Annotated in this window: 20 protein-coding genes; 7 read left to right on the forward strand and 13 right to left on the reverse strand. The window is 66.3% G+C overall.

The window, feature by feature from the left end; all coding sequences use genetic code 11:
* Window positions 1–6 precede the first annotated feature (6 nt).
* Window positions 7–675 carry a TetR/AcrR family transcriptional regulator gene (locus tag G6N67_RS10780; protein ID WP_036432262.1) on the forward strand — a complete coding sequence of 223 codons (669 nt, stop codon included), beginning with the start codon at window positions 7–9 and terminating at the stop codon, window positions 673–675.
* On the forward strand, window positions 672–1676 hold the full coding sequence (locus tag G6N67_RS10785) for a magnesium transporter CorA family protein (protein WP_036432260.1): 1005 nt from the start codon (window positions 672–674) through the stop codon (window positions 1674–1676). The genes G6N67_RS10780 and G6N67_RS10785 overlap by 4 nt, the downstream gene beginning before the upstream one ends.
* 3 nt (window positions 1677–1679) lie before the next feature.
* Here the strand turns inward: G6N67_RS10785 and G6N67_RS10790 are convergent, their stop codons facing one another.
* The 8 genes from G6N67_RS10790 to G6N67_RS10825 form a co-directional block, all read right to left on the reverse strand.
* Window positions 1680–2708, reverse strand: a complete 1029-nt coding sequence (locus G6N67_RS10790; RefSeq protein ID WP_036432258.1) for a phosphotransferase family protein — start codon at window positions 2706–2708, stop codon at window positions 1680–1682.
* Window positions 2705–3466: an SDR family oxidoreductase gene (locus G6N67_RS10795; protein WP_036432255.1), complete on the reverse strand. Its 762-nt coding sequence runs from the start codon at window positions 3464–3466 to the stop codon at window positions 2705–2707. The genes G6N67_RS10790 and G6N67_RS10795 overlap by 4 nt, the downstream gene beginning before the upstream one ends.
* Entirely contained in the window at window positions 3463–4683 is a 1221-nt protein-coding gene (locus G6N67_RS10800) for an acyl-CoA dehydrogenase family protein (RefSeq protein WP_036435403.1), read from the reverse strand. Before G6N67_RS10800 ends, G6N67_RS10795 begins: the two co-directional genes overlap by 4 nt.
* A gap of 69 nt (window positions 4684–4752) precedes the next feature.
* Window positions 4753–5463 (reverse strand): hypothetical protein, encoded by a 711-nt coding sequence (locus tag G6N67_RS10805; protein ID WP_036432254.1) that lies wholly within the window; start codon window positions 5461–5463, stop codon window positions 4753–4755.
* A 22-nt stretch (window positions 5464–5485) separates the two neighbouring features.
* The gene (locus G6N67_RS10810; RefSeq protein ID WP_036432252.1) at window positions 5486–6775 is read right to left on the reverse strand and encodes an NAD(P)/FAD-dependent oxidoreductase; all 1290 of its coding nucleotides are present in this window, start codon (window positions 6773–6775) and stop codon (window positions 5486–5488) included.
* Window positions 6759–8087, reverse strand: coding sequence for a saccharopine dehydrogenase family protein (locus G6N67_RS10815; RefSeq protein WP_036432250.1), 1329 nt, complete (start codon window positions 8085–8087; stop codon window positions 6759–6761). Before G6N67_RS10815 ends, G6N67_RS10810 begins: the two co-directional genes overlap by 17 nt.
* Window positions 8074–9333, reverse strand: coding sequence for a saccharopine dehydrogenase family protein (locus tag G6N67_RS10820; RefSeq protein WP_036432248.1), 1260 nt, complete (start codon window positions 9331–9333; stop codon window positions 8074–8076). The genes G6N67_RS10815 and G6N67_RS10820 overlap by 14 nt, the downstream gene beginning before the upstream one ends.
* 69 nt (window positions 9334–9402) lie before the next feature.
* Complete coding sequence (locus G6N67_RS10825; RefSeq protein ID WP_051578668.1) at window positions 9403–10059, reverse strand: TetR/AcrR family transcriptional regulator; 657 nt, start codon at window positions 10057–10059, stop codon at window positions 9403–9405.
* A 93-nt stretch (window positions 10060–10152) separates the two neighbouring features.
* Here G6N67_RS10825 and G6N67_RS10830 point away from each other — a divergent pair, with 93 nt between their 5' ends.
* Together G6N67_RS10830 and G6N67_RS10835 are read left to right on the forward strand one after the other, a co-directional pair.
* Entirely contained in the window at window positions 10153–11640 is a 1488-nt protein-coding gene (locus G6N67_RS10830; RefSeq protein ID WP_036432246.1) for a flavin-containing monooxygenase, read from the forward strand.
* Window positions 11641–11656: 16 nt separating this feature from the next.
* A complete protein-coding gene (locus tag G6N67_RS10835) occupies window positions 11657–12646 on the forward strand; it encodes an alpha/beta hydrolase (RefSeq protein WP_036432245.1) in 990 nt (329 codons plus the stop codon).
* A gap of 1 nt (window position 12647) precedes the next feature.
* On the opposite strand, the gene G6N67_RS10840 is transcribed toward G6N67_RS10835, so the two are convergent.
* From G6N67_RS10840 to G6N67_RS10860, 5 genes are all read right to left on the reverse strand, one after another.
* Window positions 12648–13436 (reverse strand): esterase/lipase family protein, encoded by a 789-nt coding sequence (locus G6N67_RS10840; RefSeq protein ID WP_051578667.1) that lies wholly within the window; start codon window positions 13434–13436, stop codon window positions 12648–12650.
* 17 nt (window positions 13437–13453) lie between these two features.
* A complete protein-coding gene (locus G6N67_RS10845; protein ID WP_036432243.1) occupies window positions 13454–15157 on the reverse strand; it encodes a PHA/PHB synthase family protein in 1704 nt (567 codons plus the stop codon).
* 19 nt (window positions 15158–15176) lie between these two features.
* A complete protein-coding gene (locus G6N67_RS10850) occupies window positions 15177–16712 on the reverse strand; it encodes a class I adenylate-forming enzyme family protein (RefSeq protein ID WP_036432241.1) in 1536 nt (511 codons plus the stop codon).
* Window positions 16713–16745: 33 nt separating this feature from the next.
* Window positions 16746–17852, reverse strand: coding sequence for an NDMA-dependent alcohol dehydrogenase (locus G6N67_RS10855; protein ID WP_036432239.1), 1107 nt, complete (start codon window positions 17850–17852; stop codon window positions 16746–16748).
* A 137-nt stretch (window positions 17853–17989) separates the two neighbouring features.
* A complete protein-coding gene (locus G6N67_RS10860; RefSeq protein ID WP_036432237.1) occupies window positions 17990–18640 on the reverse strand; it encodes a TetR/AcrR family transcriptional regulator in 651 nt (216 codons plus the stop codon).
* A 127-nt stretch (window positions 18641–18767) separates the two neighbouring features.
* Between G6N67_RS10860 and G6N67_RS10865 the strand changes: the two genes are divergently transcribed.
* The 3 genes from G6N67_RS10865 to pntB all read left to right on the forward strand — a co-directional run bounded on the left by G6N67_RS10865 (window position 18768) and on the right by pntB (window position 23195).
* Window positions 18768–20114 carry a flavin monoamine oxidase family protein gene (locus G6N67_RS10865; RefSeq protein WP_051578665.1) on the forward strand — a complete coding sequence of 449 codons (1347 nt, stop codon included), beginning with the start codon at window positions 18768–18770 and terminating at the stop codon, window positions 20112–20114.
* A gap of 94 nt (window positions 20115–20208) precedes the next feature.
* On the forward strand, window positions 20209–21738 hold the full coding sequence (locus G6N67_RS10870; protein ID WP_036432235.1) for a Re/Si-specific NAD(P)(+) transhydrogenase subunit alpha: 1530 nt from the start codon (window positions 20209–20211) through the stop codon (window positions 21736–21738).
* Between the two features lie 35 nt (window positions 21739–21773).
* Window positions 21774–23195 carry a Re/Si-specific NAD(P)(+) transhydrogenase subunit beta gene (pntB, locus tag G6N67_RS10875; RefSeq protein ID WP_036432233.1) on the forward strand — a complete coding sequence of 474 codons (1422 nt, stop codon included), beginning with the start codon at window positions 21774–21776 and terminating at the stop codon, window positions 23193–23195.
* Window positions 23196–23244 lie beyond the last annotated feature (49 nt).

The following is a 23244-nucleotide window of genomic DNA, read 5'->3' on the forward strand; positions in this document are numbered from 1 at the left end:
GATTGCGTGACATCGACGCGAACGGCGGACTTCGTGCGCAAGCTCGCCGAACCCGACCCGACCGTGCTGGCCCGGGTGCGTGAGCCCGACGAGATCACCACGCGGATCCTGAGCGCGACGCTCGAGCAGGCAGAGCTCGTCGGCATCCGGCGCACCACGATGGAAGATGTCGCACGACGCAGCGGCGTCGGCCGGGCCACGCTCTATCGGCGTTTTCCCACCAAGGACGTCCTCATCGATGCTCTCGTGCTCTCCGAAGCGCGGCGCTACCTCGAGGGGAGCGCACAGGCGCGCGCCCACGGCGACAACCTCGAGGATCGCCTGGTCTACGACACCGTTTTCACAGTGACGTTCCTGCGCGACCATGCTCTGCTCAAGAAGCTCCTGCGCACCGAACCGGAGACCATCCTGCCCAGCCTGACTGTCGACGCCGGCGCCATCATCGACTTCGCGACCGACTACTCGGTGGCCGAACTACGCACCGACCTCTACGGCACGAAGAAGACCACACCCGAACAGGAGCGGCACATCCGCACGGTCGCCGAGCTGCACACCCGGCTCACGTTGTCGTTCATCGTGACCCCCCACACGAGCATCAAACTCGCGACACTCGACGACACCCGCGAATATGTGCGCACCTACCTGCTGCCGATGATGACGGCGGGGCCCGCGTGACGCAGGTGCGGGGCCGGGTGTGGCGGGATGGGCAGCCCGATGACAGCTTCACGTTCGAGTCGATCTCCGATTGTCTCGCCGACAAAGACGCGCTGTTGTGGGCCGACATCTACGACCCCGATCACGAGACGCTGCGCGGCCTGGCAGACGAACTCGGGCTCAACATCTGGGCGGTCGAGGATTCGATCGCCCCGATGGAGCGCACGAAAGCCTCGGTGTACCACACTCATACGTTTTTCACGGTGTACGCGATCGACATCAGGACGCCGGAAGACGACATGGCCTCGACTTTGATCAAGCACCGCATATCGGCCTTCGTTCTGCCGCGCGGCCTCATCACGGTCCGGCTGCCGTCGGTCGACCACGCGGAGGACGAGTTCGATGTCGAAGAGGTGTCGCAGCGCTTCGACGAGCTCGGCGGGCAGGAGTACGGTGTCGGCGCACTCGTGCACGGCCTGCTCGATGTGGTGGTCGACGGACATTTCGAGGCCGTGCAAGACCTCGACGACGCGATCGAGGGTCTCGAGGACGAGCTGTTCGACGACCGCGGGCCCCGACGTGGGCTGCAGCGGCGCACTTTCCGGTTACGCAAGGATCTCGTCGAGCTGCGGCGTGTGGTGCTTCCGATGCGCGAGGTGGTCAGCACCATCCAGCACCGCAGGCTCGACGCGAAGATCTCGCCCGAGCTCGATCCACTTTATGCCGATCTCTACGACCACGTGCTGCGGGCCTCGGAGTGGACCGAGTCGCTGCGCGACATGGTCACGACGGTGTTCGAGACCAACCTGTCGCTGCAGGACGCGCGGCTCAACACGGTCATAAAGAAGCTGACCGGCTGGGCCGCCATCATCGCGGTGCCGACCGCGATCACGGGTTTCTACGGCCAGAACGTCACCTACCCGGGCATCAACACGGTCGTCGGGTTCATCGCGAGCTCCGCGTTGATCGTGGTGCTCGTCGTCCTGCTGTACGTGATGTTCAAACGCCGCGACTGGCTGTGAGCGTCACCGCGGAATACCTGCGGCGTCAGCGATTTCGCAGGCCTTGTCGACGATCGAGTCGATCCGCTCCACGGTGGGTGTGCCCGCCGCGGCCCTGTTCTCCGGCTCGTCCCGGGCGCGCCGCATGACGCCCTCGGCGATGATCGCGAGCTTCCACATCCCGAGCACATGCCAGTACCGCAGCGCGGCCGGGTCACGCCCGGTCACGTCCAGGTAGCGGTCGGCCATCTCGGCGCGGCTGGGAAACCCCTCCAGCGTCGACGGTGCGAAGTCCGCGCCGGTGGATTCACCGGGCTCGGGCCAATAGGTGAGCAGCGTACCCATGTCGGCCATCGGGTCGCCCAACGTGGACAGCTCCCAGTCCAGCGTGGCCACCACCGCACCCGTGTCGGGGGCGGTGATCAGGTTCCGCAGATGAAAATCGCCGTGCACCAAGCTGATTTCGCGTTGCTCGGGGATCGCCGCGGCGAGCCGACGCGTGAGGTCGTCCAGTGCCGGTAGCTCCCGGGTCTTGGACTGCGCCCATTGCGCCGACCAGCGTTTGAGTTGACGCTGGGCATACGGCTTGTGACTGGCCAGATCTGCCAGCCCGGCCCGTTCGAGGTCCACCGCATGGATCCTGGCCAAAGTGCTCGGCATGGATTCGGCGATCTTGCGGCGGTGCTGCGGGGTCAGCGCCTCGGCGGCCGCCATGGTGTCGACGACCAGGCCGTCGACGAACTCCATCAGCACCACCGCCACACCGGAGATCGATTCGGTTGAGACACCGAGGATCCGGGGCACCGGGACGTCGGTGTCGGCCAACGCGGCGATGATTCGCGCCTCCCGCACGACGTCGTGTGCCGAGGCCAGCAGGTTCCCCAGCGGCGGTCGGCGCAAGACCCAGGACCGGTCACGCGCATCGGTGACGCGGTAGGTGAGGTTCGACTGTCCCAGTCCGATCCGCTGATACCGCAGTGGGGGTTCGTGTTCGACGCCCAGGTCGGTGAGCCAGCGCTGCACCGCTGCGGCGTCGATGCCGACCGGCGTCACCGGAACTGCCGAACATCGCCCAGGCGTTGCCCGCCGTCGATCACGAACGTCTCCCCCGTCACCCAGCTCGCCGCATCGGAAACCAAGAAAGCGATGGCAGAACCGACGTCGTCGGGCTCACCGATCCGGCCCAGCGCTGTCGCCGAATTCAGTTGGTTCTCATGCTCTTTCCACAATGCTTCGGCGAGCTTTGTGCGCACCACCCCGGGCGCCACGGCATTGACCCGCACGTTCGGTGACAGTTCCAGCGCCAGCTGTTTGGTGAGGTGGATCAGCGCGGCCTTGGAGGCGTTGTACAGCCCCAGGTTGGCCTCGAACCCGAAGCCGCCGATCGATGCGGTGTTGACCACCGCACCGCCGTGTTCGCCCATCCACGCGCGGGTCGCCAGCGAGGTCCACAGGATCGGCGCCCACAGGTTGACGTCGAGGGTCTTGGCGAATCGCGCGTGATCCTGGTCGATCACGGGGCCGAACGCCGGATTGGTGCCCGCGTTGTTGACCAGGATGTCGACGCTGCCGAACCGGTCCAGCGTCAGGTCGATGCAGCGTTTCGCGGCGTCCTCGTCGACGGCGTGCGCAGCGACACCGAGCGCGGAGCCACCGACCTCGACGGCCGCCGCATCGGCGGATTCCTGCTGCCGCGAGGTCAGCACCACGTTGCCACCGGCCGCCGCAATCGCCTGCGCCGCAGCCAAACCGATACCGCGGGAGGCGCCGGTGATTATCGCGGTGCGCCCGCTGAGGTCGAGCCCTGTCATGCCGGTGTCCCCTTCCGGTACTTGCCCAGCTCCTGGCGGGCGATGGCGCGCTTGTGCACCTCGTCCGGCCCGTCGGCGAGCCGCAGCGTGCGCAGGTGGGCCCAGGCCATGGCAAGCGGAAAGTCATCGGTGACCCCGCCCCCGCCGTGCACCTGGATGGCCCGGTCGACGATCTTCAACGCGATGTTGGGTGCGGCCACCTTGATGGCCGCGATCTCGGTGCGGGCCGCCTTGTTGCCGACGGTGTCCATCAGATGCGCCGCCTTGAGGGTGAGCAATCTGATCATCTCGATGTCGATGCGGGACTCGGCGATCCAGTCCTGGATGTTGGCGTTCTCGCTGATCGGCTTTCCGAACGTGACACGGGACTGTGCTCGCGTGCACAGCAATTCCAGGGCCCGCTCAGCCATCCCGATGGCCCGCATGCAGTGGTGGATACGTCCCGGACCCAGCCTGGCCTGGCTGATCGCGAAGCCCTCGCCTTCGCCCTTGAGCACGTCCTTGGCCGGCACCCGAACATCGTCGAAGTCGATCTCGGCGTGCCCTTCGCGATCCTGATAGCCGAAGACGCCGAGGTTGCGACGGACGGTGATACCCGGCGCGTCGATCGGCACGACCATCATCGACTGCTGGCGGTGCACCGCGGCGTCCGGATCGGTCTTGCCCATCACGATCAGCACCTTGCAGTTGCGGTGCATACCGTTGGAGGCAAACCACTTTCGTCCGTTGAGCACGTATTCGTCACCGTCGCGGACCATCGACATCTGCACGTTGGTCGCATCCGAGCTGGCCACCGCGGGCTCGGTCATCGCGAAGGCCGAGCGGATCGTGCCGTCCAGCAGCGGCTTGAGGTAGCGCTCCTTGTGCTCGTCGGTGCCGAACAGCGTGAGCACCTCCATGTTGCCGGTGTCCGGGGCACTGCAGTTGCACGCCTCGGATGCGATGTGGCTGCGGCCCATGATCTCGGCGAGCGGCGCGTATTCCAGGTTGCTCAGGCCCGGGCCCCAATCGGGGTGCGGGTGAAACAGGTTCCACAGGCCACGCTTTCGCGCCTCGGCCTTGAGCTCTTCGAGAATCGGCGGATGGAAATGCGGGTCACCGGCTGCGGCCATCTGCTCGGCGTAGATCGGCTCGGCCGGATAGACCCGAGCGTCCATGAACTCGAGCAGGTCCGACTGGTACCGCTGAGCACGTTCGGACACATCGAACAAAGACATGTACACACCTCTGAATGCGTTGGACTGATGACGTTTCCCACCCCATGTTGCGGCCGGAGCAACCGCGCTTCAGGCGATTTGTCGATTTCGCTGCGGGTGTCCGGCAGTCTGAACGTGACCGGCCAGCGCGCGATAGCCGTAGTAGTAGACGATCAGCTGCAGCCCCCACGTCGTCAACGCCGCGGTGTAGAACATTGTCCGGTTCACGTCGTCGCCCGGCACCTGATAGAAGTCATATGTCGCCGCGATGACGGCTCCCATGACGGTGACGGTCGCGACGCGCACCGCGTGACCTCGCTCGCCGACACGCCACAACCGGGCCGCGAAATACATGAGGAAAATGCTGGTGAGCACATTCACCACGACCAGGAACACGGCACCGGCGAGCCCGATGTGGTGGGTCTCGGGGTCCGCCGTGCGGAAGGCGTAGAACGTCAGACCGAGTCCGACCACGCCGGCGAGCACGAAGACCCCGATGTCGACTGTGCGTGACGGGTGGTAACCGTGGGTGACGGCCATCAATCCCAGCACCAGGATCAGAGTGATGCCCACCGACCTGGAGAACGCATCGAAGAAGACCGCGACGTGAAAGCTCGCGCTGTCCTGGCTCAGCCGCAGCAACCCGTAGATCAGGAAGTTGACCCCGGAAGTAGCGACGATGATCCATTCGAGTCCGAGCAGGTAGTTCTTGTGGTTCCGGATGAACTTCCACCCGTAGGTGAACCCGGCGAAGATCATGAGGAGATCCGCGAGGGCGAACAATCCGCCGATGACGTCCATGTCTGCTCCCTGGTGATGGTTGTTATGCGCGGGCGAGGCGGTCGAGGGCCCGGTCGGCGAACCAACCGAGGTTCAGGGCGGGCTGGCTGACGAAGCTGGGCCAGAATCTGCCGGTGTGCCAGATGGTCTTGAGATCCTCGGGCATGGATTCACCGGAGAGTCGGCCCGCGAGCAGGTGACCGACATACTGCGCCTGGGCGAAGCCATGTCCGTTGCACGCCAACGAATACAACACTTTGGGCGAGGCCTCTCCGGCCACGGGCAACCACGTGGAGCTCATACCGATCCAGCCGCCCCAGGCCCGTTGTGGAGCGACGTCGTGCAACCCGGGGAAGCGCTCCCGGAAGCCGCGGACGAGGTCGTCGACCACGGGAGTCGACGGGGTCCGCGCGGACAGCGGTCCCGTGGTCGTCTCGAGGCGGCGGGTTCCGAAGACGATCGTGTTCCGAGGGGTCACCCGGTAGCTCTCCAGGATCATGTGCGCGGTCACCAGCGGCGCGCGACTGGTCCAGCCGACGGCGTCGAGACGCTCGGGGGCAACCGGCTCGGTCTCCACCAACGACGTCCAGACCGGCGAGACCAGTCGGCGCGGCGTGATCGACAGATCCCTCCCGTAGGCATTCGCTGTGAGCAACGCCTGCCTGGCGTGTACCCGGCCGCCGGGGGTCTCGATGGTCACCCCTGACGCGTGGTCGACGACGTTCTGCACCCGGGTGTGCTCGAATACCCTTGCCCGAGAACTCAACACGGCATCGCGGAGGCCGAGGACATACTTGCCCGGGTTCAGCGTGCCGCCGATACCTTCGCGCATGCCACCGAGGAAGCCGTCCGGCAATCCGGCTGCCGGCCCTTCGACGAACTCGGCCGACGATCCCGCTGCCGCCATGATCTTCGCATTCCGGCGGGCCTTCCGCAGTTGCCCCTTCGATACTGCGGCCTGCACGATGCCGACCTTCTCGAAGTCGCAGTCGATGCCCCGGCCCGCGATGGCATCCTGCGTGAATTCGACCGCGGCCTCGGCGTACCGGAACAACGCACGAACCTTGCTGCGGGAGAACAGCAGTGCCAGCAATCCGGGATCCGCCGCAACCGAGTTGGTGACGTATCCGGCGTTACGTGAGCTCGCGCCCCACCCGCAGGTCTGAGCCTCGAGAAGCACGACGTCGGCACCGGATTCGGCCAGCCGCAGCGCCGCGGTCATCCCGCCGACACCGCCTCCGATGACGGCGACATCGCACGTCACTCCCTCGGCAACTGACGGCTGCACGTCGGCGGGCAGAGGAGCCCAGCCCGTTTCAGTGAGCAGCTGCATCAGACGCGACCTTTCGGGATGTCACTGCGGTGCTCGGAGTGACCACTGCTTCGACAACCTGGTGCAGCGGAGCCCCGCCCGTTGCTGCCAACGCGTGGTAGAAGGTTTCCGGGTCTACCCAGTCCTCGGGCGCCAGAACCCCCGACCGCTGTCCCAGTTGATCGATCGCCACGAGCATGAACGCAGCGGTGGCCGACCCGGTGAGCGACGCCATGGTGGTCCACGGAGTACCGGGCCCGCTCACCGGCGCTCGCCGTACCGAAACCACCGGCTGCCCATCGCGTTTGCCCGTCACCCGCACGTAGTTCGTACCCCGGAACGGGGGATGCTTCTTGGCCGCCGATGTCGCCATGAACTTCAGTACCTCGACCGGGCCGATCTCACGGCGACGAATGGTGCCCCAGAGTCCCGACAGTGCGTACCGCCACACCTTGAGTGACCCGGTCTTGTCGGTCAGGAGGTCGTTGATGAAGTCGATGGCCTCGTCCATCGAGATCTTCTTGTCCTGCACGGCCACTGCGACGCCGCGCATGATGCCGTTGGTCGGTGGCGGATCGAGGGCACCCAGCACCCGAATGCGATCGGCTCCCGGCCAGCGCCGAGGCAGCGTCACCGCCTCTGGATGCGCGCACTCGTAGAACCGGTAGGCGCCGCCGAGGGAGTTGCCGACGTCGAATACGTCGGTCTCCAGGAACGTTTGATGGGTCACCGCGCGGCCGTGCTCCCAGGTGTGGCACGGCCCGGCGAATCCCCGGATCGCGTGGTCGAGCACCGCGCGCCCGAACGGCACCGGCCCCTCATCACCGGTCACCCAGCAGATGTCGATGCGTTCGACAACATCCATGTCGCGTGCCGCGTCAGCAGTCATCACATTGGTGTATCCCGGAGATGCCCCACAGCAGATGAGGATCGGGACGCCCGCGGCCTTGGCTTTCGCGTCGAGTGCCAGCGCCGCCCGGGTACTGGCCTCGTCATCGTCGAGATCCAGGTAGGGCACCTTCTTTTCGATGCACGCCGCCATCACCGGTTCTGCGGTGCGGTTGTACGGGCCCGCGCCCAGCACGACGAGATCCGCGCCGTCGATGGCCTCGCGCAACGCGGCACCGTCGAAGAGGTCGAAGGACCCGACCGTCGTCGAGCCGGCGGGCAGCGTCTTGACGAAATCCCGCAGGGTTTCGGGCCGGATGTCGTACAGCTCCAACTTCCAGTCCCCGGCACCGGCGGCCTTTGCGAAACGTTCGATCGCGACGCGGCACATCTCACCGGCGGCGCCGATGAAGACGATCCGCTTCGTGGACTCAGTGTGCTGCATCGAGGATCTCCTCTCGCGGGGTGCCGACACGTTCGAGCCCCTTGTAGAACTTCTCCGGCTCGACCCATTCCTCAGGTGTGAATACTCCTGCACGAGTTCCGGTTTCCTCGTCGAGCGCCACCAACATGAACGCGGCGCAGGCCGTCCCCGTCGCCGCCGCCATATCGGTGAACAGGTAGGTGCCCGGACCGCACACCGGGGTGCGCCGGCTCGCCACAGCGGGCAGGCCGTTCCGGAGACCCGTCACTTCGACCTTCAATCCCGACTTGTACGGGAAGGTATGCCCCACCGCCGCGAGAGCGAGGAACTTGACCAGCTCGGTGCGTGACGCCTCTCCGGTACGCACGAGATCCCATAAGCCGGATATCGCGTGTCGCCAGCCCTTCAGGCTGCCGAACTTGTTGGTCAGCAAGGCCTCCAGGAAGTCGATCGCTTCCTCGACGGGCATCTTGCCCTTCTGCACGGCCAGGCCCACGCCGCGGACGAGGCCGTTGTAGGGTGCCGGGTCCAGTCCACCGAAACACCGGATGTTCTTGGCATTCGGGTACTTCCGCGGCAATGTCACGGGTTCGGGGTGCGCGGTCTCGTGCACCATGGTCAGCCCCAGCCCGCCGCCCAGCTCCGTCCACCGAGTCTCCAGCCAGGACTGGTGCATGACCGGTCCACCGTTCTGCCAGGTCATACAGGGCCCTGCGGCGACGCGCAGCATGTGGTCGAGAACTGCACGACCGATCGATCCGCGCTCATCGCCGACGACCCAATACACATCGATGTTCTCTACGGTGTCCAGTTCGCCTGCCGCGTCGGCAACCATCACGTTGGTGAACCCTGGTGAGGCACCACAGCCGATGTACATCGGCACCCCGGCCGCTCGGGCGTCGTCGTTGAGCGACAGCCCGTGCAGGGTGCTCTCGATGTCGTCATCGAAGTCCAGATAGGGCACCTTGGCCGCCAGACACGCTTCCATCACGGGTCCGGCCGTGCGGTTGTAGGGACCGGCGCCGAGCACGACGAGCGCGGCGCCCTCGATGGCGTTGCGCAGGCCCTCGCGGTCATACAGGTCGAGCCGCGCGGCGGTGGCGAGACCGGCAGGCAGTCGCTGCACCAGCTGATCGAGGAGCTCGGGACGAATGTCGTAGAGCGCGAGCTCCCAGTCACCCTCCGCGATTGCGAACCGTTCGATGGCGAGACGGCACATCTCGCCGGCGGCGCCGATGAAGACGACCCGTCGTCGGCTGTTGGCCATGACTTTCTCCCTCTACTGGCGCCCGTACCTGGCGGCGAGCTCTGAATCAAACTCGATTCGACTTCGACTTTAAGAGCCACCCCGTCGAACTGTCAATACCCCCGAGTCAGGCGCGTACGTGGCGAGATACGCCGTGAGCATGCGACGCGCTTCGTCGATGGTGGCGTCGTCGCCCGTCGGACACCGCTGGAACGCGATGTCGAACGGGCGGTGCCCCATCTCGAACACGAATCGGACGATGAACTGTGGTGTGTCGCCGCAGAGCAGCTCCCGTTCGACGAGGAAGCGCCACAGCCGCTCCGCCCACATCGCATGGAACTCGTCGGCCATGTCGGCGAGGGCCGGAGAGCGGCCGACGAACCACAGCTGGACGAACGCGGGGTGCGCCCGGAAGTACGCGAGGAACAGATCGATCAGGGCATCGACACTGCCGCGCAAGCTGTCCGGACCTGGATTCTCCAGCACCGCCCCGAAGTGCGCGTCGATGGTGCAGATGTGCCTGCGGGCAAGCTCGGCGTCGACCTGCTCACGGTCCGCGAAGTAGTGGTAGAGCGACGCGGTCGGAATGCCGGCATGCTCACCGATGGCCTTGAGGGTGGCGGCGGCGTAGCCCTGATCGGCAAGCAACGTTTCGGCGACGTCGAGGATGGTCCGCATCCGTTCGACCCCGCGACGCTGCAGGGCCGTGGGACGCATCACGGAACGGTCCGATTCTTTTTCGAACACGATTCGAGATCGTACCGTTGACGAGCGGATCGTCGCGAGCTAAATTCGATCACGAATCGACTTTGATTTTGTCGCCACTGCCAGGAGAGACCCATGACCACAACGAAGACCACGGACTTCGACGTCTTGGTTGTCGGCGCAGGGATTTCCGGGATCGGCGCCGCCTATCACCTGAAGACATTCCGACCAGCCACGACGTTCGCCGTCCTGGAGGGCCGTGATTCGATCGGCGGCACGTGGAACCTGCACCAGTACCCTGGCATCCGTTCCGACTCGGACATGCCCACGTTCGGCTACGGCTTCAAGCCGTGGACCCACCGCAAGGCGATCGCCGACGGCCACATCATCCTGGACTACCTGCAGCAGACCCTCGACGAGTTCGATCTCGGTCAACACATCCGTTTCGGATACAAGGTGCAGTCCGCGAATTTCGATACGACGCAGGGGCGCTGGACGCTGACCGCCACAGATCCGGCGACGAGTGAGACCACGACCTTCACCTCGCGGTTTTTGTTTCTGGGGACGGGATACTACGACTACGACGAGCCCTTCACCCCGGAGTTCGCCGGCCGGGAAGACTTCGCGGGCTCCGTCGTCCACCCGCAGCACTGGCCCGTCGACCTCGACTACACGGGCAAGCGTGTCGTCGTGATCGGCAGTGGCGCAACGGCTGTCACACTGATCCCGTCGATGGCCGACAAGACCGCCCACATCACGATGCTGCAGCGCTCACCCAGCTACGTGTTCTCGATCCCCGCCTCCGATCCGATCGCCAACGTGCTGAACAGGGCACTCGGCCACAAGCGCGCATCGAAGGTGATCCGCAGGAAGAACGTGGCTCTCGGCCGCGGGGTCTTCAAGGCCTGCGAGCGCTGGCCCAAACTCATGCGCAAGCTGCTGATCGGCTGTGTGCGTATGCAGGTACCCAAGCACTTCGACGTCGACACCCACTTCACGCCGCGATACAACCCGTGGGAGCAACGGCTCGCCATGGTGCCCAACGGGGATCTGTTCAAGGCGATTTCGGCCGGGAAGGCGTCGGTGGTCACTGACCGGATCGACCGGTTCACCAGGACCGGCATCCTGCTGGAATCCGGTCAGGAGCTCACCGCCGACATCATCGTCACCGCGACCGGACTGAACATGTCGCCCTTCGGCAAGATCCAGCTCAATGTCGACGGCAGGGCCGTCAATCTTCCCGACACGACTGCGTACAAAGCGATGATGCTGTCCGGTGTACCCAACTTCGCGTATGCCGTCGGGTACACCAACATCGCCTGGACCCTCAAGGTGGACCTGGTCTGCGAGCACTTCTGCCGCCTGCTGGACTACATGGACGCACACGGTCATGACACCGTCGTCCCCGTGTTGGACGACCCGACCATGGATCGCGTGCCGATGATGGACATGACCTCGGGTTATGTGCAGCGGGCGATCGCGAAGTTCCCACGGGCCGGCACCAACGGCCCGTGGACGCTCAAGCACGCCTACGAATTCGACGTTGCGCGACTGCGTCACGGGCCGGTGGAAGACGACGCCCTGCGGTTCACTCCGAAACAGCCTGCCCTCGTGGTGTCCTGAGCGGAAAGCGATCACGATGACCAAGAACCTGTACTTTCCGAGCCATGGCGTCCGGTGTGCGGCCACCCACGTTCCCGCGTGGAGTGACGCGCTGACAGGGCCGGCCGGCCGGCCATGTGTGGTCATGGCGCACGGATTCGGCGGCACCCGTGACTCCGGCCTGCTGCCCTACGCAGAGGCATTCGCCGCGGCCGGTATCGATGCGCTGGTGTTCGACTACCGCGGGTTCGGCGACTCCGACGGCCATCCGCGCCAGGACATCGCAGTCCGCCGTCAGCGCGAGGACTACCATGCGGCGCTTGCCGCCGCTCGGCACCTGCCCGGAGTCGACGCGGACCGAATCGCGTTGTGGGGCTATTCGTATGCCGGCGGTCACGTCATCGCAGTGGCCGCACAGAACCCACAGGTTGCCGCGATCGTTTCGCTCAATCCAGCCGCCGACGGCCGCGCCACGCTCGCGCACATCGCGCGTCAGCGCCGTGGCGCCGCGCAACTCGCTCGGCTGACGGCACACGGACTGTTGGACACTGCGCTCAGCCGGCTCGGCCGCGATCCGCACTACCTGCCCGCGGTCGGAGAACCAGGAACCACAGCCTTGGTCACCAGCCCCGGCGCCGCACGGGCATTTGCCCGCGTGGCCGGGCCGACCTGGCGCAACGAAGTCGCCGCCCGCACCGCACTCGAAGTCGGGTTCAACCGGCCCACCACGTTCGCGGGCCGCCTGGCCTGCCCGATGCTGATGCAGGTGGGCACACACGACGACGTCGCACCGCCGGCAGCCGCGCGTCGCGCCGCCAAGAAGGCCGGCTATCTGGCGCAACTGTGCGAGTACCCCATCGGCCACGTCGAGGCGTTCGACGGAGGCGCATGGCAACAGCGGGTGCGCGACGACCAGCTTGTGTTCCTGGCACGCGTGCTCGATCCGTCACGCGCAGCCGACGCCCACCTGCGCGCCACGTCCGAGGCCTCGCGCCGCGGCCCTCTGGTGGTGAAGCTGCCGTGGTAACTCAGGCTGCGGTGGCCGGCCGCGGGTAGTACCTGCGCAGCCGGCGCGGACCGCGGAACGGTGCCCACTCTCCTGCCGGCAACGCAAGCCGATCCAGCACGACCCACAATGCGAGCGGGTTGAAGCCTAGACCGTTGTGGCTGCCGATGACTTCGACGTTCTCCCACCGCGGTCCGGCCGGGAGCAGACAACTCTCCCAGCGGGAGATGCCGTCGGAGCGGCTGTAGATCGAGGTGGTCGGCAGGGTTTCCGGCACGGGCTGGCTCTTCCAGGTGTCGAATGCGTACTCCGGCAGATGAAAACGCGAACACCAGTCGTATACGAGGCCGGCCCGGGTCTGCCGATGGTGGGTGATCCCCAGCGGGGTGCCCATCGTGATCAGCCGGCACACGGCGTCGGGATGGCGGACGGCCAGGTCGCGTCCGAGCAGGCCGCCGAGGCTCCAGCCGACAACGCTGACCAGGCGTCCATGCTCGTTGACCACCCGGTCCAGCAAGGCGTCCAGGCCGCCGATGATCCGCTGCGTCGGACCCACGTTGGCACCCAATTCCCATGAGTATGGGGCATACCCGTGCTTGGCGAGCAGCCGGCGCAGTGGCACCGTCGTGATGTCACCAACCGCCAAGCCCGGCAACACGAGCACCGGCGCACCATCCCCGTTGGGCAGCGCATCCAGGCATCGCCTCGCCGGGTACAGGCTCACAAGCTCCGCGACCGCACGCCACCCTTCTGTGGCCGTCCACAGGGCAGGCGGCGGTTTGAGCGGGGGCACAACATTATCGGGTGCCATGGGAGTCCCCTTGTCGGTCACGTGAGGGTGGTGCGGACGTACTGACCGGGCGCGTCGTCGACCGGTGGATGAGTGGGGCTGCCGAGCACGGTGGGTGCGGTTCTGGTGACCGGGGTTCGGTTCGCGATCCAGCGCTCCCAATGCTCCCACCACGTGCCGGTGTTATCGGTCGCCTCGGCCTGCCAGACCTGCGCGTCGGTCGAGGTCGACTCGGATGTGCGGTAACTGGCGCGGGACGACCCCGGCGCTTTTGCGATCACTGCGGCATGCCCGCCCTTCGCGAGCACGAATGTGCTCTGGCCACCCAGCAGCGCCCGGGTGCGGTAGCAGTCCTGCCACGGGCAGATGTGATCCGTGGATGCACCCAGGATGTAAGTGTCGACAGTGATCTGGCCCGGGTCCAGCGACTCGCCGAGGATCCGGACTCCGCCCGGCTTCGCCCACCCGTTGGTCAGCGTGATGTCGACGAGTTGCGTTCCGAATGCCAGCGCAAGGTTGGTCTGATCTGTCGCCCAGTAGACGAGATCGAAGGTCGTCAAGGGGAGGCCGAGCAGGTAGTTGTTGACGACGTTGACCCAGATCCCGTCGTTCGGCCGGATCCACGCGAACATCTCTGCGGTGTCCCGGCCGTCGAAGTAGCCCCGCCGGGCGGCGATGGCGATCGATCGGTCCGCCAACCGCCGGTCGAGTATCGCGCCGATGGTCCCGCCACGTTCGAAGTCGATGACGGCGATCGCGACGGTGAGCGACGCGAGCAGATCCTGGCGCCCGGTCGCGGCGAGATAGCCGGCGGTCGTGAACGCCAACTGGCCGCCACCGCAGAATCCCAACAGATGAACCTGATCGGTGCCGCACACCTCGGCAACGGTCTCGAGTATCTCGACGACCGCTGCGACATAGTCGTCGAGGCCGACATCCTGATGTGACTCGTCCGGGTTGCCCCACGAGACGGTGAAGGGCCTGCGGCCGCGCTCGAGCAGCACCCGCGTGACCGATTCCTTCTGGCCCAGATCGAGCAGGTAGTACTTGTTGACCGGGGACGCGAGGCACAGCATCGGCACGGCGTCGACGGATTCGGACATCGGCGCATACTGGATGAGCTCGTACAGTCGCCCGCGCCGGATCACTTTTCCAGGTGTCGCTGCGATATTCTCACCCAGCCGGTATCCCGAACCGTCAACGGCCCTGGGGATTCGGGGCCGGCTCGCCATGTCGCCGGCGAAGCTCCGCAGTCCCCGGATCCAACTGGTGCCCGCGGTGTCGATGGCACGCTTGAGCGACGCCGGGTTGAGCAGCGGGTTGTTGGACGGCGCTGCGGCCGCCAGCACGTTGTCGACGAACACCCGGACCCGTTCCTTGGTGCGCCAGTCCACGACGGCGTCGGCCACGATGTCTTCGACCGCGGCAGATCCCGCCAAGTACCCCAGGGCGATTCGCTGGAGCAGCGCATTTTCCTGCCAGGCCACGTCGGAGAACCGGCGGTCGAGAGCACCGGGCCGGTCGTCGACCCCCTGTGCGATCGAGCCGATTTCACGGGCCGCCCGCGCGACCCGGTCAAGCGCGGGACGGGGATGACGCGCAAGCGCGGCCGCGATCTGGCCGAGTTCCCCCGCAGGAACCCGGCCCCGCAGCGTGTTCATCGCTCCGGCCGTCAAGACCGACTCGAATCCGCCTGCAAGGGCCCGGTCTTCCCGCCGAGACGCAGGATCTGCCTGAGTCATGGTGAATCTCCTTGCATCGCTAGCGCAGCGGCTCGCCCCACTGCACCTGGCGGCGCAGTTGGTTCTTGAGCAGCTTGCCGCTGGGATTCCGTGGCAGAGGTTCGCTGAGCACCGCAGCGTACTGCGGGATCTTGAAGTCCGCGAGGTGTTTCCGACAATGGGCGAGCACCTCGTCGATGTCGATCGCGGCCCCACCGGCGAACAGGACAGCGCCGACCTTCTCGCCCATCACGGCGTCGGGGACCGCCACGACCGCCGCCTCGGCCACGCCCGGAGCCGCCGACAGTACTGCCTCGACCTCGACGCTGGAGATCTTCTCGCCGCCGCGGTTGATCAGATCCTTCATCCGGTCGACGACGTGCACCCGCCCGGCGTCGTCGATTCTGACGACGTCACCGGTGTGCAACCATCCGTCAATGATGGTCTCCGCGTTCGCGGTTGGCCGGTTCCAGTAGCCGTTGGTCACGTTCGCGCCCCGGACCACGAGTTCGCCTTCGTGGGGATCGTCACCGCTCGACACGATCCCGAGGTCTACGGACGGCACCGCGTATCCGACGGAGTCCGCATGCGCCACTGCGTCCTGGTCGGGCAGGACGGTGATCAGGGACGCGGTCTCGGTCATGCCGTAACCGTTCATCAACTTCGCCGACGGGAACGCCGCATGCAGTTCTTCGACGAGTGACGGCGCGATCGGGGCCCCACCGTAGGCGAGCCGGCTCACCGTGGATATGTCGCACGCGGCGAAGTCCGGGTGACGCAGCAGCAGGGAGTACACGGCAGGCACGGTCACCAGAAAGGAGATCTGCTCTGCCGAAAGGGTTTCGATCAGCGTAGGCACCTTTAGTGCGGGCATGATCACGGCGGTGCCCCCGACATAGGCGGCCACCAGGAACTGTGAATTGCACCCCGTGACATGGAACAGTGGCACACAGATCAGCGTGCGGAACTGCGAACCCAGGTCGCGGGGCACACCGAGACAACGGATCATGTTCTCGGCGTTGGTGATAAATGCCCCATGAGTCGTCGGCACACCCTTCGGGTGCCCGGTGGTTCCCGAGGTGTAGAAGAAGGCAGCGACGTCGGCAGCGGCGATTCCGTCGGCAACGTACGGCTCGCCGTTGGGCAGCGGAACATCCGGGGCCAGATCGACTTTCACGCCCGCATCGGCGAGAACGAAATCGACCTCCGGTTGCGCTGACCGCGTGTTGACCGCCACCGCGATTGCGCCGGCCAACACCGTGCCCCAGAAGGCCAGGGCCCAGTCCACGCCCGCCGGGTAGCGCACGGCCACCCGATCCCCGTGTTCGACGCCCTGAGCTCGCAGTCCGCCGGCCACGCGCGAAGCCCGCTCCCACAATTGCGCATAGGTCAGCCGGTCACCGCGCACTTCGACGACGGCCTCGGAGTCCGGTCGCGCGGCGACGTGTGCGCGCAGCACTGCACCCAGCGTGGCGGGCACATGTGCGTAGTACGGCACTCCGGCGTCGTCGCGCACGACGCCCGTGCGCGGGAACGGATCGGATCCACGCGGGATTTCGACGGGTGTAACGGTCACGAGTGGCCTCCCTTGGTATCTGGCGAAAGCGGTTCAGTGAACGATGATTCCGCGAATGTTCTTGCCGTCACGCAGATCCTGGTAGCCCTGGTTGACGTCCTCCAGGCGGTACCTGGTGGTGACGAGCTCGTCGAGCTTGAGCTGCCCCGCGTCGTAGAGCCTGAGCAGTCGCACGATGTCGTATTGCGGGTTGGCGGAACCGAACAGTGATCCCTTGATGGTTTTCTCCCCCAGGGTCAGGTCGAGCCCGGATACGTGGACGGTCAGCTTGTCCGGGGCCGCCATGCCCGTGACGACCAGTGTCCCGCCCTTGCCTATTACGGCGAACGCTGCCGAGACCACCTCTTCGTCAACCGTGCCGACCGTGACGATGGCCTGGTCCGCACCTTGGCCCCACGACAGTTCGGTCACCTTCTCGGCGGCCTCGGCCGCGTCGCCGAACGCATGTGTCGCACCGAATTTCAGCGCGGCGTCGCGCTTGAACTCGACGGGATCGACCGCGACCACATACTTGGCGCCGGCGTGCACCGCGCCCTGGACGGCATTGATGCCGATCCCGCCGATGCCGTACACCACAGCGATGTCGCCCGGTCGCACACCGCCCGCATAGTTCGCACTGCCCCAGCCTGTCGGCACGCCGCAGCCGACCAGGACCGCGGATTCCAGCGGAAGCCAGTCATCGACCTTGACCACGGAGTTCTGCGATACCGTCGCTCGCTCCGAAAACGTCCCGAGCATGCACATGGCACCGAATTCCTCACCGCCACTGTGGAAGCGGAAAGAACCGTCGGGCATACAGCCGTCCAGGATGGTCGCGCCCATGTCGCACAGGCTCTGCCGCCCGGTCGAGCAGTAGCGGCAGTGACCGCAACTCGGGATGAAGCTGCACACCACGTGGTCGCCCGGTTTGACCTTGGTGACGCCCGGACCGACCTCTTCGATGATGCCGGCACCCTCGTGACCGCCCACGATCGGAAAGCGCGGCGGCAGATCACCGTCGGTGAGGTGCAGGTCGGAATGGCACAGCCCGGCAGCGACGTACCTGATCAGCACTTCACCGTCGCGCGGACCGTCGAGATCCAACTCGACGATCTCGAACGGCCTGCCCGCTTCGAACAGAACTGCGGCGGTTGTCTTCACGGGAGTCCTCCATCGATGTCGATTCGACGTCGAGTTTGGAGGAGCGTACGCAGCGCACGGATCGAGTGTCAACGGTCGATCAGGAGAACGCCGGAATCACCGACGCAACAACGGGACCGAGGGCAGCTCGGGCCCTACTACTTGACCTTGGCCCGCTGCGCAGTCTTCGGCGCGTAGCTCTGCAAATATGCGGTGAGCATCCGCCTGGCTTCGTCGAGCGTCGCGTCGTCACCGGCCGGAGACCGCTGGAACGCGACGTCGAAAAGCCGGTCGCCCGCTTCGAAAACCAACTGGACCGCGAGCAGCGGGGTATTGGCACGGATGAGCTTGCGCTCGATGAGACTTTGCCGCAGGCGTTCCGCCCACGACAGGTGGATGGTCTCGGCGATGTCGGTGAGGGTCGAGTTGCGCCCGACGAACCACAACTGGACGAAGCTCGGATTGTCCCGGAAATAGTCCGCGATATGCGCGACCACCACATCGATGACGCCGGCCAAGGTCTTGGCCTTGGTGTCGTTCACGCCCGCGGTGAATTGCTCGTCGAGCGCGGCCGCGTGCCGCTTCACCAGTTCGGTGTCGACCTGTCCGCGATCGGCGAAGTAGTGGTAGAGCGACGCGGTCGGAATGCCCGCGTGCTCACCGATGGCCTTCAGGGTGGCGGCCGCGTAACCCTGCTCGGCAAGCAGCGTCTCGGCCGAATCAAGGATGGCCTGCACGCGCTCGACACCTCGGCGCTGCACCACCGTCGCACGACCGGTTCCGCGACGCGAAGGCTTGGTGTCGAACACGATTCCACATCGTATCAGTCTGCAAGCCCCCTCACGCGCGATCCGGCGGCCGTTGACGGCCACCCGCGACGCCACCTAGACTCGATACAGAATCGAGTTCGACTTCATTATTGCGGCGGGAGAAATCATGTCCACCACCAGCTACGACGTCGTCGTCATCGGCGCCGGATTCGCCGGAATCATCGCGGCACGCGACCTGAGCGTGCAGGGCAACTCGGTACTGCTCCTCGAAGCGCGCGACCGGGTCGGCGGGCGCACCTGGACCGCCGACGGGCTGGGCCGTCAACTGGAATACGGCGGTACCTATGTGCACTGGACGCAGCCGAACATGTGGCAGGAACTCCAGCGACACAACATCCCGCTGCAGATTCCGACCGTGCCGACGACGATGTACTGGATTGCGCAGGGCACCACCCATTCCGGCTCACCCGAGGAGTACGGCGCAGCCCTCGAACCCCTCATGAGCCGGTTCTTCGCCGACGCACGTGCGGTGTTCCCGCAGCCCTTCGACATCACCCTCGTCGACACCAGTGCCGTCGAGACCGAAACCATCGCCGACCGGTTCGCGGCGCTGGACCTGCCCCCGTACGAGCACGACCTGCTCGACGGCGCGATGGCCGGCCTGGTCACCGACTACCGGGAACACGGTGTCGCACAGTTCCTGTCGTGCGTGGCCACCTACTTCGGGAGCTGGGCGGCGTTCTTCGAGACCGCGGGAACGTGGCCGATCGAGGGCGGCACCAAGCGACTGGTCGACGCCATCATGGCCGAGTCGAAGGCCGAGGTGCGACTGTCGACCCCGGTTGCCGCCGTCGAGGACGACGGCGTCGGCGTCACTGTGACGACCCGCGCCGGGGAGCAGATCCGGGCCCGCGCCGCCGTCGTTGCGCTGCCCCTGAACACGTTGGGCGACATCGCCTTCACACCCGACGTCCCGGCGGCGGCGCGCATCATGATCGACGAGAAGAACCCGATCATGGGATCCAAGATCTGGGTTCGGGCCAAGGGCGAACTCGAGCCGTTCCAGGCCGTGGCGCCGCTCGGCCAGAATCCGATCAACGCCGCACGGGTGGAATACCACGCAGACGGAGACACCTTCATCATGTGCCTGTGCGCCAACAGCGCCGACATCGATGCCACCGACGTTGCCGCCGTGCAGCGGGCCCTGCGGGACTTCGTTCCCGATCTCGAAGTGCTGGAAACCGCGTGCCACGACTGGGTCAGCGACGAGTTCGCCAAAGGCGGGTTCATGCTGCACCGGCCAGGGCACTTCACCAACGGGGCCGCGCAGCTGCGTGAGGCCCACGGGCGGATCCACTTCGCGGGAAGCGACATCGCCGGGGTCGAGGCCGGAGCGATCGAAGGTGCGATGGACACCGGCGCGCACGCTGCGCGCACGATCACCGCGCACCTTCGATGCGATCATGCCGCGCCCGTCGGCGTAGCCGCAGGTCAGCGCCCGGCCAGCGGTTAAGCGCACTGCTCACAGGCGGAGGGTGGCTGCATGAATCGGGGGTTCGAATGCGAGACTCTTCGATGTCCACCCAACTAGATCGGACCGAAAATCGATGATCATCGGGATACCGCGCGAGTCTCTGCCTGGTGAGACGCGTGTCGCCGCCACACCGCAGACCGTCGGGCAGATTATCAAGCTCGGCTACACAGTAGTCGTAGAGTCCGGCGCAGGCGCCGCCTCCAGCTTCGCCGACAGTGCCTACGTCGAGGCGGGCGCCGAGATCGGTGACGCCTGGTCGGCCGATGTGGTGCTGAAGGTCAACGCGCCCGACGATGCCGAGATCGCGGCCCTCAAGGACGGCGCGACGCTGGTCAGCCTGATCTCACCCGCGCTCAAGCCCGAACTGGTGGAGAAGCTGTCTACGCGCCCCATCACGGTGCTGGCGATGGACGCGGTACCGCGGATCTCGCGGGCCCAGTCGCTTGACGTGCTGTCGTCGATGGCCAACATCGCGGGCTACCGCGCGGTGATCGAGGCCGCTCACGAGTTCGGCCGGTTCTTCACCGGTCAGGTGACCGCGGCCGGCAAGGTGCCCCCGGCCAAGGTGCTCGTGGTGGGTGCCGGCGTGGCCGGCCTCGCCGCGATCGGTGCGGCGGGCAGCCTCGGCGCGATCGTGCGGGCCACCGACCCGCGGCCCGAGGTCGCCGACCAGGTCGCGTCGCTGGGCGGGGAATACCTCTCCGTCGACCCGGCGGCGGCCGAAGTGTCGGCCACCGGCTACGCCAAGGAGATGGACGACGACTACAAGGCCCGCGAGGCCGCGCTGTATGCCGAGCAGTGCAAAGACGTCGACATCATCATCACGACCGCGCTGATTCCCGGCCGCCCGGCGCCGCGCATCATCACCGCCGACATGGTCGCGTCGATGAAGCCCGGCAGCGTGATCGTCGACATGGCCGCGGCCAACGGCGGCAACGTCGAGGGCACCGTCAAGGATCAGGCGATCGTCACCGACAACGGCGTGACCATCATCGGCTACACCGACCTGGCCGGCCGCCTGCCCGCCCAGGCCTCGCAGCTCTATGGCACCAACCTGGTGAACCTGCTCAAACTGCTGACCCCGGAGAAGGACGGCACGCTCGTCCTGGACTTCGACGACGTGGTGCAGCGGTCGATGACGGTGGTGCGCGACGGTGAGACCACGTGGCCGCCGCCACCGGTGCAGGTGTCCGCCGCGCCGGTCGCCGCCGCGGCCGCCGCCACTCCTGCCGTGGCGTCGCAGGCCAAGAAGCCGATGACCACCGGACGCCGGCTGGGCGTGACCTTCGCGGTCGCCGCCGTGCTGTTCGCCCTGGTCGCGATCTCGCCGCCGGCACTGCAGGTCCACCTCGTGGTGTTCGCGCTGGCGATCGTGATCGGCTACTACGTGATCGGCAACGTGCACCATGCGCTGCACACCCCGCTGATGTCGGTGACCAACGCGATCTCGGGAATCATCGTGGTGGGCGCCTTGCTGCAGATCGGCCACCACGACGTCGCCGTCACCGCGCTGGCGTGTGCCGCGATCCTGCTGGCCAGCATCAACGTCTTCGGCGGCTTCGCGGTGACGCGCCGCATGCTCGCCATGTTCTCCCGCAGCTAGAGCCTGCGTCCTGAAGAAACTTTGGAACGGATTCCATGTTCAAGATAGAAACTGCCGCCACGGCGGCCTACATCATCGCGGCTCTGCTGTTCATCCTGGCGCTGGCCGGGCTTTCCAAGCATGAGACCTCCAAGGCCGGCAACACGTTCGGCATCGCCGGGATGGCCGTCGCGCTGATCGCGACCATCGCGCTGGCCGTCAACCGGTCCATCTCACCGCTGGGCCTGGGGCTGCTCGTCGGCGCCATGATCATCGGCGCCGCGATCGGCCTGTGGCGTGCCCGCGTGGTCGAGATGACCGGCATGCCCGAGCTGATCGCGCTGCTGCACAGCTTCGTCGGTCTGGCCGCCGTGCTGGTCGGCTGGAACGGCTACCTCGACGTCGAGAACGCCCCGAACAGCCCAGAAGCGCTGAAGCTTGCCGCCGAGGGCATGACCGGCATCCACTCGGCCGAGGTGTTCGTCGGCGTCTTCATCGGCGCGGTGACATTCACCGGCTCGATCGTGGCCAACCTCAAGCTGTCGGCCCGCATCAAGTCCGCGCCGCTGATGCTGCCCGGCAAGAACTTCCTCAACATCGGCGCGCTCGTGGTGTTCTTCGTGCTCACCGTGTGGTTTGTGATCGACCCGCAGCTGTGGCTGCTCGTGGTCGTCACCGTGCTCGCCCTGCTGCTCGGCTGGCACCTGGTCGCCTCGATCGGCGGCGGCGACATGCCCGTCGTGGTGTCGATGCTCAACAGCTACTCCGGCTGGGCCGCGGCCGCGTCGGGCTTCCTGCTCGGCAACGACCTGCTGATCATCACCGGCGCACTCGTCGGCAGCTCCGGTGCCTACCTGTCCTACATCATGTGCAAGGCCATGAACCGCTCGTTCATCTCGGTCATCGCCGGCGGCTTCGGGCTGGAAGCCGGCCCGTCCGAGGACAAGGACTACGGCGAGCACCGCGAGATCACCGCCGAGGGCGCGGCCGAACTGCTCGGCTCGGCCGACACCGTGATCATCACGCCCGGTTACGGCATGGCCGTCGCCCAAGCCCAATACGGCGTCGCCGACCTGACCCGCAAGCTGCGCGACCGCGGCGTCAACGTCCGCTTCGGCATCCACCCCGTCGCCGGGCGCCTGCCCGGCCACATGAACGTGCTGCTCGCCGAGGCCAAGGTGCCCTACGACATCGTGCTGGAAATGGACGAGATCAACGATGACTTCGACGAGACCTCCGTCGTGCTCGTCATCGGCGCCAATGACACCGTCAACCCCGCCGCGGCCGAAGACCCCGGCAGCCCCATCGCGGGCATGCCCGTGCTCACGGTCTGGAACGCCGACAACGTCATCGTGTTCAAGCGCTCCATGGCCTCGGGCTACGCAGGCGTGCAGAACCCACTGTTCTTCCGCGAGAACACCCAGATGCTGTTCGGCGACGCCCGAGACCGCGTCAACGACATCCTCGCCGCGCTGTAGCTTCCTGCCACCCGCGTGCGGTGGCCTGCCCGCGGGAAAACTAGGATGT

Source organism: Mycolicibacterium mageritense (assembly GCF_010727475.1).
In the GTDB taxonomy this organism is placed as follows: Bacteria; Actinomycetota; Actinomycetes; order Mycobacteriales; family Mycobacteriaceae; genus Mycobacterium; species Mycobacterium mageritense.

Bases quoted from the DNA above. Each gene is read 5' to 3' on its own strand.
- G6N67_RS10795 (WP_036432255.1), bottom strand. From the start codon at position 3,466: ATGACAGGGCTCGACCTCAGCGGGCGCACCGCGATAATCACCGGCGCC.
- G6N67_RS10800 (WP_036435403.1), bottom strand. From the start codon at position 4,683: ATGTCTTTGTTCGATGTGTCCGAACGTGCTCAGCGGTACCAGTCGGAC.
- G6N67_RS10805 (WP_036432254.1), bottom strand. From the start codon at position 5,463: ATGGACGTCATCGGCGGATTGTTCGCCCTCGCGGATCTCCTCATGATC.
- G6N67_RS10810 (WP_036432252.1), bottom strand. From the start codon at position 6,775: ATGCAGCTGCTCACTGAAACGGGCTGGGCTCCTCTGCCCGCCGACGTG.
- G6N67_RS10815 (WP_036432250.1), bottom strand. From the start codon at position 8,087: ATGCAGCACACTGAGTCCACGAAGCGGATCGTCTTCATCGGCGCCGCC.
- G6N67_RS10820 (WP_036432248.1), bottom strand. From the start codon at position 9,333: ATGGCCAACAGCCGACGACGGGTCGTCTTCATCGGCGCCGCCGGCGAG.
- G6N67_RS10830 (WP_036432246.1), top strand. From the start codon at position 10,153: ATGACCACAACGAAGACCACGGACTTCGACGTCTTGGTTGTCGGCGCA.
- G6N67_RS10835 (WP_036432245.1), top strand. From the start codon at position 11,657: ATGACCAAGAACCTGTACTTTCCGAGCCATGGCGTCCGGTGTGCGGCC.
- G6N67_RS10840 (WP_051578667.1), bottom strand. From the start codon at position 13,436: ATGGCACCCGATAATGTTGTGCCCCCGCTCAAACCGCCGCCTGCCCTG.
- G6N67_RS10845 (WP_036432243.1), bottom strand. From the start codon at position 15,157: ATGACTCAGGCAGATCCTGCGTCTCGGCGGGAAGACCGGGCCCTTGCA.
- G6N67_RS10865 (WP_051578665.1), top strand. From the start codon at position 18,768: ATGTCCACCACCAGCTACGACGTCGTCGTCATCGGCGCCGGATTCGCC.
- G6N67_RS10870 (WP_036432235.1), top strand. From the start codon at position 20,209: ATGATCATCGGGATACCGCGCGAGTCTCTGCCTGGTGAGACGCGTGTC.
- pntB (WP_036432233.1), top strand. From the start codon at position 21,774: ATGTTCAAGATAGAAACTGCCGCCACGGCGGCCTACATCATCGCGGCT.